Genomic DNA, 16,972 nt, shown 5'->3' on the forward strand with positions numbered 1-16,972 from the left:
GCCGTGCAGAAAGACCGCGTCGCTGAGGCTCTGCGAGCATCGCTCAAGGAGACCGAACGGTTGCGTGAACAGAACCGCAAGCTCGCGGGCGCGATGCGGGAGCCGATCGCGATCGTCGCGATGGCGTGCCGGTTCCCCGGCGCGAACTCTCCCGAGGAGCTGTGGCGGATCCTGGACTCCGGTACCGACGCCATGTCCGAATTCCCGGCCGACCGCGGCTGGGATGTGGCGAGCCTGTACCACCCGGATCCCGACCACCGCGGGACCTCCTACGTCCGGGAAGGCGGCTTCCTGGACGGCGTCGGCGAGTTCGATGCCGGGTTCTTCGGGATCTCGCCGCGTGAGGCGACCGCGATGGACCCGCAGCAGCGGCTGCTGCTCGAAGCCTCCTGGGAGACCTTCGAGCGGGCCGGCATCGACGGGCTCTCGCTGCGCGGCAGCCGGACCGGCGTCTTCGTCGGGGTGAACTACCAGGACTACGCCTCGCAGCTGCGGGTGGCGCCCGAGGTGGCCGAGGGCTACGGCGTCACCGGCGCCTCGGCGAGCGTGCTGTCCGGCCGCGTTGCCTACACCTTCGGCCTCGAAGGTCCCGCGATCACCGTGGACACCGCCTGTTCCTCGTCGCTGGTGGCGCTGCACTGGGCGATGCAGGCCCTGCGCGCGGGGGAGTGCTCGCTGGCCGTGGCCGGCGGTGTGTCGGTGATGTCCACCCCCGATCTGTTCGTGGAGTTCTCCCGGCAGCGTGGTCTCGCCCAGGACGGCCGGTGCAAGGCCTTCGCCGGTGCCGCGGACGGCACCGGCTGGGGTGAGGGCGCCGGGCTGCTGCTGGTGGAGCGGCTGTCGGACGCCCAGCGCAACGGCCATCCGATCCTCGCGGTGGTGCGGGGTTCGGCGGTGAACCAGGACGGTGCATCCAACGGTCTGACCGCCCCCAACGGACCCTCGCAGCAGCGGGTGATCCGGCAGGCCCTCGCCAGCAGCCGGCTGTCGGCCGATCAGGTCGACGCGGTGGAGGCGCACGGCACCGGGACGACCCTCGGCGACCCCATCGAGGCGCAGGCGCTGCTGGCGACGTACGGGCAGGACCGGCCCGCCGACCGGCCGCTCTGGCTCGGCTCCGTGAAGTCCAACATCGGACACACCCAGGCCGCCGCGGGAGCCGCCGGGGTCATCAAGATGGTGATGGCCCTGCGGCACGGTGTGCTGCCCAAGACCCTGTACGTCGACGAGCCCACCCCGCACGTCGACTGGTCGGCCGGCGCGGTGCGGCTGCTGACCGAGGCCCGCGACTGGCCGGAGACCGGCCGCCCCCGCAGGTCCGGGGTGTCGTCCTTCGGGATCAGCGGCACCAACGCCCATGTCATCCTCGAACAGGCCCCGGAAGGCGAACCGGCCCCGGAGGAAGCCCCGGTGGCGCCGTCCGCTCCGTCGGCGGCCGCGGTGCTGCCCTGGGTGCTGTCCGCCCGTTCCCGCCAGGCCCTTGCCGCCCAGGCCCGTGAACTGATGTCCTTCGTGGCCGACCGGCCGGATCTGGACCCGGTCGACATCGGCTTCTCCCTGGCGACCAGCCGTGCCGCGCTGGAGCACCGTGCGGTCGTCTTCGGTACCGGGCGTGACGAACTCCTCGCCCATGTCGAGGAGTTGGCTGAGCGCGGGGCGGAGGCCACCGGTGCGCTGTGCGGGGTCGCGGGCGACGGCCGGGTCGGTGTGCTGTTCACCGGCCAGGGAGCGCAGCGGCTCGGGATGGGCCGTGAGCTGTACGAGACCTACCCGGTCTTCGCGCAGGCCTGGGACGAGGTGTGCGCGGAGCTCGACCCGCGGCTGCCCCGGCCCCTGCGGGAGGTCGTGTGGGGTGAGGACCAGGACCTCCTGCACCAGACCCAGTACGCCCAGGCCGCCCTGTTCACCGTCGAGGTCGCGCTCTACCGGCTCATGCGGTCCTGGGGCCTGACCCCGGACGTGCTGCTGGGCCACTCCATCGGTGAGGTCACGGCCGCGTACCTGGCGGGTGTGTGGTCGACGGCGGACGCGGCGCAGCTGGTCGCGGCGCGTGGGCGGCTGATGCAGGCGCTGCCGGCCGGCGGGGTGATGGTGTCGGTGCGGGCCTCCGAGGACGAGGTCGTGCCGCTGCTGGAAGGCCGCGAGCAGGTCGGGATCGCCGCCGTCAACGGCCCCGAGTCCGTCGTGCTCTCGGGTGCCGAGGACGCGGTGGAGCAGGTCATCGCCGCTCTGGAGGCCGACGGCCGTAAGGTCAAGCGGCTGCGGGTGAGCCATGCCTTCCACTCGCCGCTCATGGAGCCGATGCTCGCCGAGTTCCGCGCGGTCACGGAGCAACTCACCTATCAGGAACCGCAGTTCGCGGTGGTGTCCAACGTGACCGGACGCCTGGCCGAGCCCGGGGAACTGTGCGATCCGGCCTACTGGGTCCGCCACGTCCGTGAGGCCGTACGCTTCCACGACGGCATCCGGGCCGCACACCACGAAGGCGTGGACCTCTTCGTGGAACTCGGTCCCGGCGGGGTGCTCTCCGCCATGGGCCAGGACTGTCTGCCGGAGACCGTCGCGTTCCGGCCGAGCCTGCGCGCGGACCGCCCCGAACCCGAGGCCCTGCGCGACACCCTCGCCGGTGCCCACGTACACGGTGCCACCGTCGACTGGACCCCACACCTCCAGGGCGGCCGGCGCACCGCCCTGCCCACCTACGCCTTCCAGCGCCGGCGGTACTGGCTCGAAGGCTCCGCCGACGCCGGGGATGTGACGGCCGCCGGACTCGGCCCGGCCGGACACCCCCTCCTCGGCGCCGCCGTGGCGCTGCCCGACTCCGACGGCTTCCTCTTCACCGGCCGGCTGTCCCTGGCCACCCACCCCTGGCTCGCCGACCACGCGGTCTCCGGCACCGTGCTGGTACCGGGCACCGCACTGGTCGAACTCGCCATCCGCGCCGGGGACCAGGTCGGCTGCGACCTGCTGGAGGAACTCACCCTCCAGACGCCCCTGACCCTCCCCGGCCAGGGCGCGGTGCAGACCCGCGTCACCGTCGGCGAGCCGGCCGCGGACGGCCGCCGGGAGATCTCGGTGTTCTCCCGCCCCGAAGACGCCGACGGCGATGAGCCCTGGACGCAGCACGCCACCGGCTTCCTCGCCACGGCGGCCGGCACCGGCACACCCGCCGGATTCGAGGAGTCCTGGCCACCCGCCGGGGCCGAGCCCGTCGCCGTCGACGGCTTCTACGAGGAGCTGTCCGCCGCCGGATTCGCGTACGGACCGGTCTTCCAGGGCGTGCGGGCCGCGTGGCGGCGCGGCGACGAGGTGTTCGCCGAGGTCGCGCTGCCCGCGGAAGCGGCCGAACAGGCGGGGCGGTTCGGTCTGCATCCGGCTCTGCTCGACGCGGCCGTACAGACCGTGAGCCTCGGTACGTCCCTCACCAACGGCGGGCCCGGCCTGCCGTTCTCCTGGACCGGCGTCCGGCTGCACGCCGTCGGCGCGGCCACCCTGCGCGCCAGACTCTCCCCGTCCCCGGACGGCGGGGTCGCGGTCCTCGTCGCCGACGACACCGGCGCACCCGTGGCCACCATCGACTCCCTGGCGATCCGGCCCGTCTCCGGCACCCTCAAGTCCGCCGCCCGCGACCACTGGTCCTCGCTCTTCCACCTCGACTGGATCACGCTGCCCGAAGCGGGCGAGCCCGCCCGCCCGGCCACCTGGGCGGCCGTCGGCAGCGGCACCGACACCGTGGCCGGAACGCTGCGCGCCGCCGGCACCGAGGTGGTGACGGCCGAGGACTTCGCGGCCCTCGCCGCGCGGGACACCGTGCCGGACGCCGTGCTCTGGGCCCTGCCGGAGGCCGCGCCCGGCGAACTGCCGGACCGGGTACGGGAGACCACCACCCGGACGCTGGCCGCCCTGCGCGGCTGGCTGGCCGAGGAGCGGTTCGCCACGTCCCGGCTGGTCATCCTCACCCGGGGCGCGGTCTCCGTCACCGACGAGCGCAGCCCGGACCTCGCCCCCGCCCCGGTATGGGGACTGGTCCGGTCCGCGCAGACCGAGAACCCGGACCGCTTCCTGCTCATCGACCTCGACGACCAGGAAGCCTCCTGCCGCGCGCTGCCCGCCGCCCTCGCCTCCGGGGAACCGCAGCTCGCGCTGCGCGGCGGCACCCTGCACGCCACCCGTCTGATGAAGGCCGCCTCCGCCGCCCCGCTGACCCCGCCGGACGGCCGGGCCTGGCAGCTCACCAGCACCGCCAAGGGCAACCTGGACGCCCTCTCGCTGGTGGACAGCGATCGGGCCTGCGGAGCACTGGCCGGGCACCACGTCCGGATCGAGGTACGCGCCGCCGGCCTCAACTTCCGGGACGTCCTCAGTGCCCTGGACATGTACCCCGGTGACGCCGGAGCGATGGGCCTGGAAGGCGCAGGCGTCATCGTCGAGGTCGGCTCCGGCGTGACCGGCCTCGCCCCCGGCGACCGGGTGATGGGTACCTTCACCGAAGCCTTCGGCCCCCTCGCCGTCGCCGACCACCGGGCCATCGTCCGCATCCCCGAGGGCTGGTCCTTCGCCGAGGCAGCGGCCACCCCGATCGTCTTCCTCACCGCCTACTACGCCCTGGTCGATCTGGCCGGAGTGCAGCCGGGCGACACCGTGCTGGTGAACTCCGCCGCCGGCGGCGTGGGCATGGCCGCGGTCCAGCTGGCCACCCACCTCGGCGCCGAGGTCTACGGCACCGCCAGTCCCGCGAAGTGGGACGCCCTGCGGGACCTCGGCCTGGACGACGACCACATCGCCTCCTCCCGGACCCTGGACTTCGAGAACCAGTTCCTGGCCGCCACCGGGGGCCGGGGCATGGACGTCGTACTCGACTCCCTGGCCGGCGAGTTCGTGGACGCCTCCCTGCGGCTGCTGCCCTCGGGCGGCCGGTTCATCGAGATGGGCAAGGCCGATGTCCGCGACGCGGACGAGATCGCCACCGCCTACCCCGGCGTCCGCTACCGCGCCTTCGACCTCCCCGAGGCCGGGCCGGAACGCACCCGCGAGATGTTCACCGACCTGCTCGCCCTGTTCGACCGCGGCGTGCTGCGCCCGCTGCCGCTCACCACCTGGGATGTGCGCCGCGCCCCGGACGCCTTCCGGTACATCAGCCAGGCCCGCCAGGTCGGCAAGGTCGTACTCACCATCCCGCCGGCGCCGCACCCGGACGGCACGGTACTGATCACCGGGGCCAGCGGCACCCTCGCCGCCGTCATCGCCCGGCACCTGGTGGCCGAGCACCGGGTGCGCCACCTCCTGCTGGTCAGCCGGCGCGGCGCCGACGCGCCCGGCGCGACCGACCTGCGTGCCGAACTCACCGCACTCGGCGCCGAGGTCACCCTGGCCTCCTGCGACATCGCCGACCGGGCCGCGGTGGCCGCGCTGCTCGCCGCTGTCCCCACGGAGACCCCGCTGACCGGTGTCGTGCACACCGCCGGGGTGCTCTCCGACGGAGTGATCGACTCGCTCACCCCCGAGCGGCTCGACCATGTCCTGCGGCCGAAGGTGGACGGCGCCTGGCACCTCCACGAACTCACCAAGGACCTCGACCTCTCCGCCTTCGTCCTGTTCTCCTCGGTGTCCGGGATGTTCGGCGGTCCGGGGCAGGGCAACTACGCCGCCGCGAACACCTTCCTGGACGCCCTGGCCGCACACCGCCGCGCGCTCGGCCTGCCCGCGCTCTCCCTGCCGTGGGGACTGTGGGCCGAGGCCAGCGCCATGACCGGGAAGCTGGCCGAGCACGATGTGCGGCGCGCCGCCTCCGGTGGCGTCCTGCCGATGACCTCGGAAGAGGGCGTCGCGCTGTACGACGCGGCCGCCACCGTCGTCCGGGCGGTGGTCACGCCCGCCAAGCTGGAACTGAAGGGTGTCACCGCGGCGGAACTGCCGCCCGTGCTCAGCGGCCTGGTACGCACCCCGTCCCGGCGCGCCGCTGCCGCGCTCACCGCACCGGACGCCGGCAACACCCTCGTCCAGCGGCTCGCCGCACTCTCCACCGCCGACCAGGACCGGACCCTGCTCGACCTGGTACGTACGCAGGTGGCCGCGGTGCTCGGCTATCCGGGTCCCGAGGCGGTGGAGGCCGAGCGCGCCTTCTCCGAGCTCGGCTTCGACTCGCTGACCGCGGTGGAACTCCGCAACCGGATCAACAGCGGCACCGCACTGCGGCTGCCCGCGACCCTCGTCTTCGACTACCCGAACTCGCTCGCCCTGGTGAACCACCTGCGCGGCGAACTGCTCGGCCGGCAGACCGACACCCCGGCGCCCGTACAGTCCTCCGCTGCCGCCGACGACGAGCCGATCGCCATCGTCGGCATGGCCTGCCGGTACCCCGGCGGAGTGGAGTCGCCCGAGGACCTCTGGCGACTGCTCGCCGACGGCACCGATGCGCTGTCCGGCTTCCCCGCGGACCGGGGCTGGAACCTCGACGAGCTGTACCACCCGGACCCCGACCACCGCGGCACCTCCTATGCGCGCGCGGGCGGCTTCCTCGCCGACGCCACCGGCTTCGACCCCGCCTTCTTCGGGATCTCGCCGCGCGAGGCCCTGGCCATGGACCCCCAGCAGCGACTGCTGCTGGAGACCTCCTGGGAGGCCTTCGAGAGCGCCGGAATCGACCCCCAGTCGGTCCGCGGCACCAAGACCGGTGTGTTCGCCGGCGCGACCTCGGATGACTACGCGACCCAACTGGCCCCGGTGTTCGACCAGACCGAGGGGTACGCCAGCACCGGCACCGCGGGCAGCGTCGTCTCCGGCCGCATCTCGTACTCCTTCGGTCTCGAAGGCCCGGCACTGACCGTGGACACGGCCTGCTCGTCCTCCCTGGTGGCCCTGCATCTGGCCATCCAGGCGCTGCGCTCCGGCGAGTGCTCACTGGCACTGGCCGGCGGGGTCACGGTGCTGGCCACCCCGGACGTGTTCATCGAGTTCTCCCGCCAGCGCGGCCTCGCCGCGGACGGCCGCTGCAAGCCCTTCGCGGACGCGGCGGACGGCACGGGATGGGGCGAAGGCGCCGGCATGCTGCTCGTCGAGCGGCTGTCGGATGCCCGGCGCAACGGTCACCCGGTGCTTGCGGTGGTGCGGGGTTCGGCGGTGAACCAGGACGGTGCGTCCAACGGTCTGACGGCGCCGAACGGTCCCTCGCAGCAGCGGGTGATCCGCCAGGCGCTCGCCAACGCCGGACTCGAAGCGTCGGATGTGGACGCGGTGGAGGCACACGGCACGGGAACGACGCTCGGCGACCCGATCGAGGCCCAGGCGCTGCTGGCCACATACGGCCAGGACCGCCCCGAGGACCGGCCCCTGTGGCTGGGCTCGATCAAGTCCAACATCGGGCACACCCAGTCGGCGGCCGGCGCGGCCGGCGTCATCAAAATGGTCATGGCGCTGCGGCACGGTGTGCTGCCCAAGACGCTGCATGTGGACGAGCCGTCGTCGCATGTCGACTGGTCCGCGGGTGCGGTGGAGCTGCTGACGGAGGCCAGGGAGTGGCCCGAGAGCGGTCAGCTGCGTCGGGCGGGTGTGTCGTCCTTCGGTATCAGCGGGACGAACGCGCATGTGGTGCTGGAGCAGGCACCTCCCGCCTCTGAGCCGGAGGCCGTGGAACCGGCTGAGGCTGCGCCTGCCGGGGTGGTGCCGTGGGTGCTGTCGGCGCGCTCGGAGCAGGCGCTGGTTGCCCAGGCGGGCCGGTTGGCGTCCTTCGTGGCGGACCGTCCGGAGCTGGATCCTGCTGATGTGGGGTTCTCGCTCCTGAGTACCCGGGCGGGGTTGGAGTACCGGGCGGTGGTGCTCGGTGCTGACGGTGCGGACCTTCTTGAGGGCCTTCGTGGGCTGGCTGCGGGGATGGACCCTGCGGGTGTGGTGCGGGGTTCGACCGGTACGGGAGCCGGTACCCGTGTGGCGCTGGTGTTCCCTGGTCAGGGCTCGCAGTGGCTGGGTATGGCGGACCAACTGCTGGCCAATTCGCCGGTGTTCGCGGGGCGGATGGCTGAGTGTGGTGCGGCGCTGTCGGAGTTTGTGTCCTGGGATCTGATGGCGGTGCTGTCGGATGAGGACGCGTTGGCGCGGGTTGATGTGGTGCAGCCGGTGCTGTGGGCGGTGATGGTGTCGTTGGCTGCGGTCTGGGAGGACTGCGGCGTGGTGCCGTCGGCCGTGGTGGGGCACTCCCAGGGCGAGATCGCCGCGGCCTGCGTGGCCGGGATTTTGTCGTTGCGTGATGGTGCCCGGGTGGTGGCGTTGCGCAGTCAGGCCATCGGTCGGGTGCTGGCTGGTCGCGGCGGCATGGTGTCGGTTGCCGGCTCCCGCGAGGCAGTCCAGGAGCGCATTGCCAGGTGGGGCGAGCGGGTGTCCGTAGCCGCCATCAACGGCCCGGCGTCGACCGTGGTTTCCGGTGAACCCGAAGCGTTGCAGGAGTTGCTGGCGGAGTGCGCTGAGCAGGACGTACGGGCCCGGCCGATCCCGGTGGACTACGCCTCCCATGGCCCCCAGGTTGAGGAGCTGCGCGAGGAGCTCGCGACGGTTCTGGCTGAGGTGGCGCCTGCGGAAGGCCGGATCCCGTTCTACTCGGCGGTGAACGCTTCGCTCATATCGGGCGAGGAGCTTGATGCCGGGTACTGGTTCGAGAACCTGCGCAATCCGGTGCGGTTCGAGGAAGCCGTCCAGGCGCTGCTGTCCGACGGCCATGGCGTCTTCGTCGAATGCAGCGCGCACCCCGTCCTGACGCCTGGCATCGAGGACACGGCACAGGAAGCAGGCAGCCCCGTCGTGGTGACGGGCACCCTGCGCCGCGACGAAGGCGGTTGGTCCCGGTTCGCGCAATCGCTGGGCCAGCTCTGGGCGCACGGCGTCCCGGTGGACTGGAGCACCCTGGTTCCGGCCGGTCGGCGGGTCGACCTGCCCACTTATGCCTTCCAGCACAAGCGCTACTGGCCCTCCGGTGTGTTCTTCGGCGGGGACGCCTCGGGGCTCGGACTCGATGCGGCCGATCATCCGCTGCTCGGCGCCGCGATGGCGCTGCCGGACTCCGACGGCTTCCTCTTCAGTGGCCGGCTGTCGCTCGCCACGCACCCCTGGCTGGCCGATCACTCCGTACTGGACACCGTGCTGCTCCCCGGGACCGGACTGGTGGAGCTGGCCATCCGGGCTGGTGACCAGGTCGGTTGCGATCTGCTGGAGGAGCTCACCCTTGAGGCCCCGCTGATCATCCCGGCGACCGGAGGTCGGCAACTCCGTGTCACCGTCGGTGAGTCCGATGCGGACGGTCGCCGTGAACTCGCCGTGTACTCCCGTGCCGAGGAGGCTCCGGCAGACCAGCAGTGGACCCGGCACGCCACCGGCACGCTCGCGCTGGGTGCCGGTCCGGTGGACTTCGGTGAGGAGAGCTGGCCTCCCCGCGGCGCTGAGCCGGTCTCTGTGACCGGCGTGTACGACGAGTTCGCCGCGGTGGGTATGACTTACGGCCCGGTGTTCCAGGGCCTGGGCGCAGCCTGGCGGCGTGGTGAGGAGATCTTCGCCGAGGTCGCTCTGCCCGAGGACATGGCTGCCGACGCGGCGAAGTTCGGGCTGCATCCGGCCCTGCTCGACTCCGCGCTGCATGCGATCGGTCTCCACCCGGTCAACGAGGCCGGGGGACAAGCCCAGCTGCCTTTCGCCTGGAACACGGTCCGTCTGCACGCCGTGGGAGCGGCCGCACTACGGGTGAAGCTGAGCCCGGCCGGCGGCGGTTTCTCGGTCCTGGTCGCCGATGGCACGGGAACCGTGGTCGCCTCCGTCGACTCCCTGGTGACCAGGCCGGTGACCGTCGGCCAGCTCAACGAAGGCCCGGGCACGGATGCCCTGTTCACCGTGGAGTGGTCGGAGTTGCCGCTTCGGTCTGAGCCGGTGGCGGGTTCGTGGGCCGTCCTTGGTGACGATGTGGGGCTGGCTGCGGCGTTGGGTGCGTCGGGTGCGGACGTGCTGAGTGAGCTGGTGGACGTGCCGGAGTGTGTGGTGCTGGCGGTGCCTCGTTCGGATGGTGCGTTGGAGGTGCCGGCGGCGGTTCGGGCCACGCTGGGCCGGGTGCTGGAGAGCGTGCAGTCGTGGCTGGCTGATGAGCGTTGCACGCGTTCGAAGCTGGTGATCGCGACCCGCGGCGCCGTGTCGGTGGCGGGAGAACCGCTGGATGCCGTGGGCGGCGCGGTGTGGGGCCTGCTGCGTTCGGCGCAGACCGAGAACCCGGATCAGTTCGTGCTCATCGACCTTGACGAGTGTGAGTCGTCGGTGGAGGCCATCGCTGCGGCGGCTGCTTCGGGTGAGCCGCAGTTGGCGGTTCGCGACGGGGTGGTATCCGTCCCGCGTTTGGCGAGGTCCGTACCGTCGGATGCGGATAGTGCGCCGGTATGGGACCCCGAGGGCACGGTGCTGATCACGGGTGGCACGGGCACGTTGGGTGCACTCTTCGCCCGGCATCTGGTGTCTGAACATGGTGTCCGCAGCCTGGTGTTGACCAGTCGCCGTGGTTTGGAGGCCGACGGGGCTGAGGAGTTGCAGTCCGAGCTGACGGAGCTGGGCGCTCAGGTCGAGGTCGTGGCATGTGACGCGGCTGACCGTGACGCGCTGGCCGCCGTGCTGGCAAGCATTCCTGCCGACGTCCCGCTGACGGGTGTGGTGCACACGGCCGGTGTTCTGGACGACGGCATCATCGGCTCGCTGACCCCGGAACGCCTGGACACTGTGCTTCGGCCGAAGGTGGACGCGGCCTGGAACCTCCATGAGTTGACCCAGGGCCTGGACCTGTCGGCATTCGTGCTGTTCTCCTCGGCTGCCGGTGTGCTCGGCAGCGCCGGGCAGGGCAACTACGCGGCGGCGAATACGTTCCTCGACGCCCTTGCACAGCACCGTCGCCTCAGTGGACTGCCGGGTACCTCCCTGGCCTGGGGATTCTGGGCGGAGCGCAGTGCGATGACCCGGGAGGTCGGCTCCGCCGATGTCCGGCGGATGGCCCGCGGTGGTGCGCTTGCGCTCGACCAGGCCGAGGGTGTGGCCCTGTTCGACCTCGCCTGTGCCGCGCCCGGCTCCGGCCTGCTCGTGCCGATCCGGCTCGATCTGCGTGGTCTGGCCGCTTCCGGCGCGGTGCCGGCGGTGCTGCGGAACGTCGTACGGGTGCCGGTGCGGCGCGCCACCGCAGCGGCCGGTGAGGCCGCGTCCCTGCGGGAGCGGCTGGCCGGACTGCCGGCCGAGGACCGTGCGGAGCTGCTGCTCGACCTGGTGACCACTCAGGTCGCGGCCGTACTGGGCTACGAGGACTCCGGCGCGGTCCGTACGGACCAGGTGTTCAAGGATCTCGGGTTTGATTCGCTGACCGCCGTGGAGCTGCGCAACCGACTGACCGGGGCCACTGGGCTGCGGCTGCCCGCCACCTTGGTGTTCGACTATCCGACACCCCTCGCGCTCACCGACTGTCTGCGTCGCGAACTGCTGGAGGAGGAGACGGCGGTCGTACCCACCACGCGGGCCGCCGGCACGGACGAAGAGGCCATCGCGATCGTCGGTATGGCCTGCCGGTACCCCGGTGGTGTCACCTCGCCCGAGGAGCTCTGGCAGCTGCTGGCGGCCGGGACCGACGCCATCGGAGAGTTCCCCGCCGACCGTGGCTGGGACCTCGACCGGCTCTATGACCCCGAACCCGGTCTGCCCGGCAAGACCTACACCCGTGAGGGCGGATTCCTTTACGACGCGGGCGAGTTCGACCCGGCATTCTTCGGCATCTCCCCGCGCGAGGCACTGGCCATGGACCCGCAGCAGCGGCTCCTGTTGGAGATGTCCTGGGAGGCCGTCGAACGGGCCGGGATCGCCCCGGCCTCCCTGCACGGCAGCAGGACCGGTGTCTTCGCCGGCATCATGTACCACGACTACGGCTTGCAGACCGACTCCATACCGGAGGAGGTCGAAGGCCACCTCGGTACGGGGACCTCCGGCAGTGTCGCCTCCGGCCGGGTGGCATACACCTTCGGCTTTGAAGGGGCCGCGGTCACTGTGGACACGGCCTGCTCCTCTTCGCTGGTGGCGCTGCATCAGGCGATGCAGGCGCTGCGGGCGGGGGAGTGTGAACTCGCGCTGGCGGGCGGCGCCTCGGTGATGGCGACCCCGGGCACCTTCGTCGACTTCTCGCGGCAGCGGAACCTGGCGAGCGACGGCCGGGTCAAGGCCTTCGCCTCGGGCGCGGACGGCACCACCCTCGCCGAGGGCGCCGGAATGCTCCTGGTGGAGCGGCTGTCGGATGCCCGGCGTAACGGCCATCCGGTGCTTGCGGTGGTGCGGGGTTCGGCGGTGAATCAGGACGGTGCGTCCAACGGTCTGACCGCGCCGAACGGCCCCTCGCAGCAGCGGGTGATACGTCAGGCGCTCGCCAACGCCGGACTCGAAGCGTCCGAGGTGGACGCGGTGGAGGCGCACGGCACCGGTACGACGCTCGGCGACCCGATCGAGGCCCAGGCGCTGCTGGCGACCTACGGGCAGGACCGGGAAGAGCCGTTGTGGCTGGGCACGGTCAAGTCGAACATCGGGCACACCCAGGCCGCGGCCGGCGTCGCCGGCGTGATGAAGATGGTCCTTGCCATGCGGCGCGGCGTACTTCCGCGGACCCTGCATGTCGATGAACCCTCCTCGCACGTCGACTGGTCGGCCGGTGCGGTCGAACTGCTCACCGAGGCGCGCGACTGGCCGACCACCGGGCGGCCGCGCCGGGCGGGCGTGTCCTCCTTCGGGATCAGCGGCACCAACGCGCACGTCGTGCTGGAAGAGGCGCCAGGACCGGTGGCCGAGGAGCCCACAGCGACCGGTGCCGACTCGGACACCGGCGCCGGCGCCGGGGTCGTGCCCTGGGTGCTCTCGGCCCGCTCTGGGGAGTCCCTCGCCGCACAGGCCGGACGGCTGGCGTCCTTCGTGGCAGCGCAACCGGACCTGAGCCCGACCGACATCGGTTTCTCGCTGGTCACCACCCGTACCCCGCTGGACCACCGCGCGGTGGTCCTGGGCACCGACCGTACGGAACTCCTCGCCGCCCTCCGGAACGTCACCCCGGACGCGGACGTCATCGGCGACCCACGACTCGGTGTGCTGTTCACCGGTCAGGGCGCGCAGCGACTCGGCATGGGCCGTGAGCTGTACGACGCCTACCCGGTGTTTGCGCGGGCCTGGGATGAGGTGTGTGCGGAGCTGGACGGTCTGCTGCCGCGGCCCTTGCGTGAGGCGGTCTGGGGCGAGGATGACCTGCTCGATCAGACGCAGTACGCCCAGGCGGCGCTGTTCGCCCTCGAAGTCGCCCTCTACCGCCTCGTCGAATCCCACGGTGTGACGCCGGATGTGCTGCTGGGGCACTCCATCGGTGAGGTCACGGCTGCCTACCTTGCCGGTGTGTGGTCGCTGGCGGACGCGGCGAAGCTGGTCGCGGCACGTGGGCGCCTGATGCAGGCCCTGCCCGCCGGCGGCGTCATGGCGTCGGTGCGGGCCTCGGAGGACGAGGTCACGCCGCTGCTGGAGGGCCGCGAGCAGGTCGGCATCGCTGCCGTCAACGGCCCAGAGTCCCTCGTGATCTCCGGCGCCGAGGCCGAGGTGGAGCAGATCGCCGCCGCCCTGGAGGCCGAGGGCCGCAAGGTCAAGCGGCTGCGGGTGAGCCATGCCTTCCACTCGCCGCTGATGGACCCGATGCTGGCCGACTTCCGCACGGTTCTGGAACAACTCACCTACAACGAAGCCGAGTTGGCGCTGATTTCGAACGTGACCGGCCGTCTCGCCGACCCCGCCGAGCTTCGTGACCCGGAGTACTGGGTGCGGCACGTCCGGGAAGCCGTCCGCTTCCACGACGGCATCCAGGCCGCCCACGCCGAGGGTGTCACCACCTTCCTCGAACTCGGTCCGGACGGCGTCTTGTCCGCCATGGGCCAGGACTGCCTACCGCAGACCGCCACTACTACCGCCCCCGTCACCCTCCAGCCGACCCTGCGCAAGGACCGCCCCGAACCCGTCGCCCTGCTGCATGCTCTCGGCGTTGCCTACGCCCGGGGCGTCCCGGTGGACTGGACGCCGCTGTTCCCGGGCGCCCGCGCCGTGGAGCTGCCGACCTACGCGTTCCAGCGTCGGCGCTACTGGTTGGAGGGGACCGCTGGAGCCGGCGATATGACGGCCGCAGGGCTGGGGAATGCCGAGCACCCGCTGCTCGGTGCCACCGTGACGCTGCCGGACGCCGTCGTCCTGAGCGGGCGGCTGTCCCTGGCCACCCATCCGTGGCTGGCCGACCACGCCGTCATGGACACCGTGCTGCTGCCGGGAACCGCCCTGGTCGAACTGGCCCTCCAGGCCGGCGACCGGCTCGGTTGTGACCTCATCGAGGAACTGACCCTTCAGGAGCCGCTGGTTCTGCCGGAGCGGGGTGGCGTGCAGCTGCGCGTGGTCGTCGCGGAGCCCGAGGAGGACGGCCGCCGGCCACTGACCGTGTACTCCCGCCCGGAGGGGGACGCGGAGGAGGACTGGACCCGGCACGCCGTCGGTGTGCTGGCCGCCGGGAGCGCCGTGCCGGCCGGCGAGGGCGCGGAGGTCTGGCCGCCGGCCGGGGCCGAGTCCGTCTCCGTGGACGGCTTCTACGACGAACTGGCCGCCGCCGGCTTCGGCTACGGCCCCATGTTCCAGGGGGTCCAGGCCGCCTGGCGGCACGGGGACGAGGTCCATGCCGAGGTCACGCTGCCCGAGGACGCCGCTGCCGAGGCGGCGAAGTTCGCACTGCATCCGGCCCTGCTCGATGCCGCGCTCCAGACCGTCGGCCTGCTCGACGACGCCGCAGCGGGACTGCCGTTCGCCTGGCGCGGGATCCGGCTGCACGCGGTGGGCGCCGGCGCGCTGCGTACCACGCTGACCCGGGACGGCGACGGGGTGCGGGTGAAGGTCTGCGACGAGACCGGTGCGCTCGTGGCCACCATCGACGGGCTGACCGTCCGGCCGGTGCGTACCGAGCAACTGGCCGGTGGCCGCGGGGAGTCGATGCTCCAGCTGCGCTGGACTTCGCTGCCCCTACCGGGCACCGCAACGGTGTCGGCCGAGAACTGGGCCGTGCTGGACGAGAACGGGATCGGTCTGAAGGCCGTCCTCGACGCGCCCGCGTTCGACTGGTCCGCGCTCGCCGAGCAGGACGAGGTGCCGGACGTGGCGCTGTGGTCCGTGCCGGACATCGCGGGGAAGGGCCTGGCCGAGGGTGCACATGCCCTCGCGCGCCTGGTGCTGGAGCGGCTCCAGAGCTGGCTCGCCGAGGAGCGGTATCAGGATGCGCGGTTGGTGATCCTGACCCGTGGTGCGGTCCTGCTGGACGGCGACACGGTCTCCCCGGCGGCAGCGGCGGTCTGGGGGCTCGTCCGGTCCGCGCAGTCGGAGCACCCGGACCGAATCGTGCTGATCGACGCCGATGCCGACGCCCTTGGTAACGAGGGCGCCGGACATGCCCTGCGCGCCGCCGTGGCGTCCGGTGAACCGCAGCTGGCCCTGCGCGGCGGGAGTGTTCTCGTGCCCAGGCTGGCCCGGTTCGCCGCGCCCGGACAGGTGGGTGCGCCGAGGTGGAATGCCGAGGGCACCGTGCTGATCACGGGGGGAACCGGAGCCCTCGGTGCCTTGGTGGCGCGGCATCTGGCCGCCGAACACGGGGTGCGCAAGCTGCTGTTGATCAGCCGTCAGGGCCCGGCTGCCGAGGGCGCCGGGGAGCTTCGGGCGGAACTCGCCGGGCTCGGTGCGAGCGCGGAGATCGTTGCCTGCGACGCGGCCGACCGGGACGCCCTGGCCCGGGTCCTCGCCGACCTGCCCGCCGAAGCGCCGCTCACCGGAGTGGTGCACACGGCAGGTGTCCTGGACGACGGGGTGTTCGGTTCGCTCACCCCGGAGCGTCTCGACGCGGTGCTGTCGCCGAAGGTGGACGCCGCGGTGAACCTGCATGAACTCACCAAGGGCCGCGAGCTCTCCGCGTTCGTGCTGTTCTCCTCCGCGGCCGGGGTGCTCGGCGCCCCGGGGCAGGCGAACTATGCGGCGGCCAACAGCTTCCTGGACGCCCTGGCCGGCTATCGCCGTTCGCTGGACCTCCCGGCGGTCTCCCTCGCATGGGGACGCTGGGCCGACACCAGTGAGATGACCGGTGGGCTCGACCAGGCCGACCTGCGGCGGATGAGCAGTGGCGGCATCGACGCGCTGACCTCCGCGGAGGGGCTCGCCCTGTTCGACGCCGGGACCGTCTCGGCGGAGAGCCTGCTGATTCCGGTACGGCTGAACACCGCCGCGCTGCACGCCCGTGCGGCCGGAGGGATGCTGCCACCGGTCATGCGGGACCTGGTCCGGACGCGCGTGCGCCGCTCCGCCGCCGGCGGGAAGGCCATGGCCGAGGACCTGAGCCGGCGCCTCGCCGGACTCAGCGACCCCGAGCGGCAGCAACTGCTGCTCACCGTGGTGCGTACGCAGGTGGCCGCGGTGCTGGGCTACTCCGGGCCGGAAGAGGTCCCCGGCGGGCGGCCGTTCAGCGAGCTCGGGTTTGACTCACTGACCGCTGTGGAGCTGCGCAACACCCTGACCGCGGTCACCGGACTGCGGCTGCCGGCCACCCTGGTCTTCGACTATCCGACCTCGGAAGTCCTCGCCGAGAAGCTCCGCGCGGATCTGCTCGGCGAACGGGACGAACAGTCCGGCCTCCTCTCCGTCTTCGCCGGGCTCGACCGGCTGGAACTCTCGCTGCCCGAGATCGCCACGGACGAGGTCGCCCGGGACCGGCTCGCCGTCCGGCTCCAGAGCCTGCTGTCGGGGCTGGGCGGGGCGCAGGAGGACGACGGGGCGGGGACGGTCGCCGCGACGCTGGACGCGGCGAGCGACGACGAGGTCTTCGACTTCATTGAGCGAGAGTTCGGGAGTTCCTGATATGGCACGTGCACACGTCGCGGGCGTC

The 16,972-nt window shown here is 72.2% G+C and carries 1 protein-coding gene; it reads left to right on the forward strand.

Going from position 1 to position 16,972, the window contains the following annotated elements:
- Positions 1–3: 3 nt before the first annotated feature.
- A complete protein-coding gene (locus TU31_RS09620; RefSeq protein ID WP_370682725.1) occupies positions 4–16,944 on the forward strand; it encodes an SDR family NAD(P)-dependent oxidoreductase in 16,941 nt (5,646 codons plus the stop codon).
- The last annotated feature ends 28 nt before the right edge of the window (positions 16,945–16,972 follow it).

This window comes from Streptomyces lydicamycinicus, from assembly GCF_000829715.2.
GTDB classification, from domain to species: domain Bacteria; phylum Actinomycetota; class Actinomycetes; order Streptomycetales; family Streptomycetaceae; genus Streptomyces; species Streptomyces lydicamycinicus.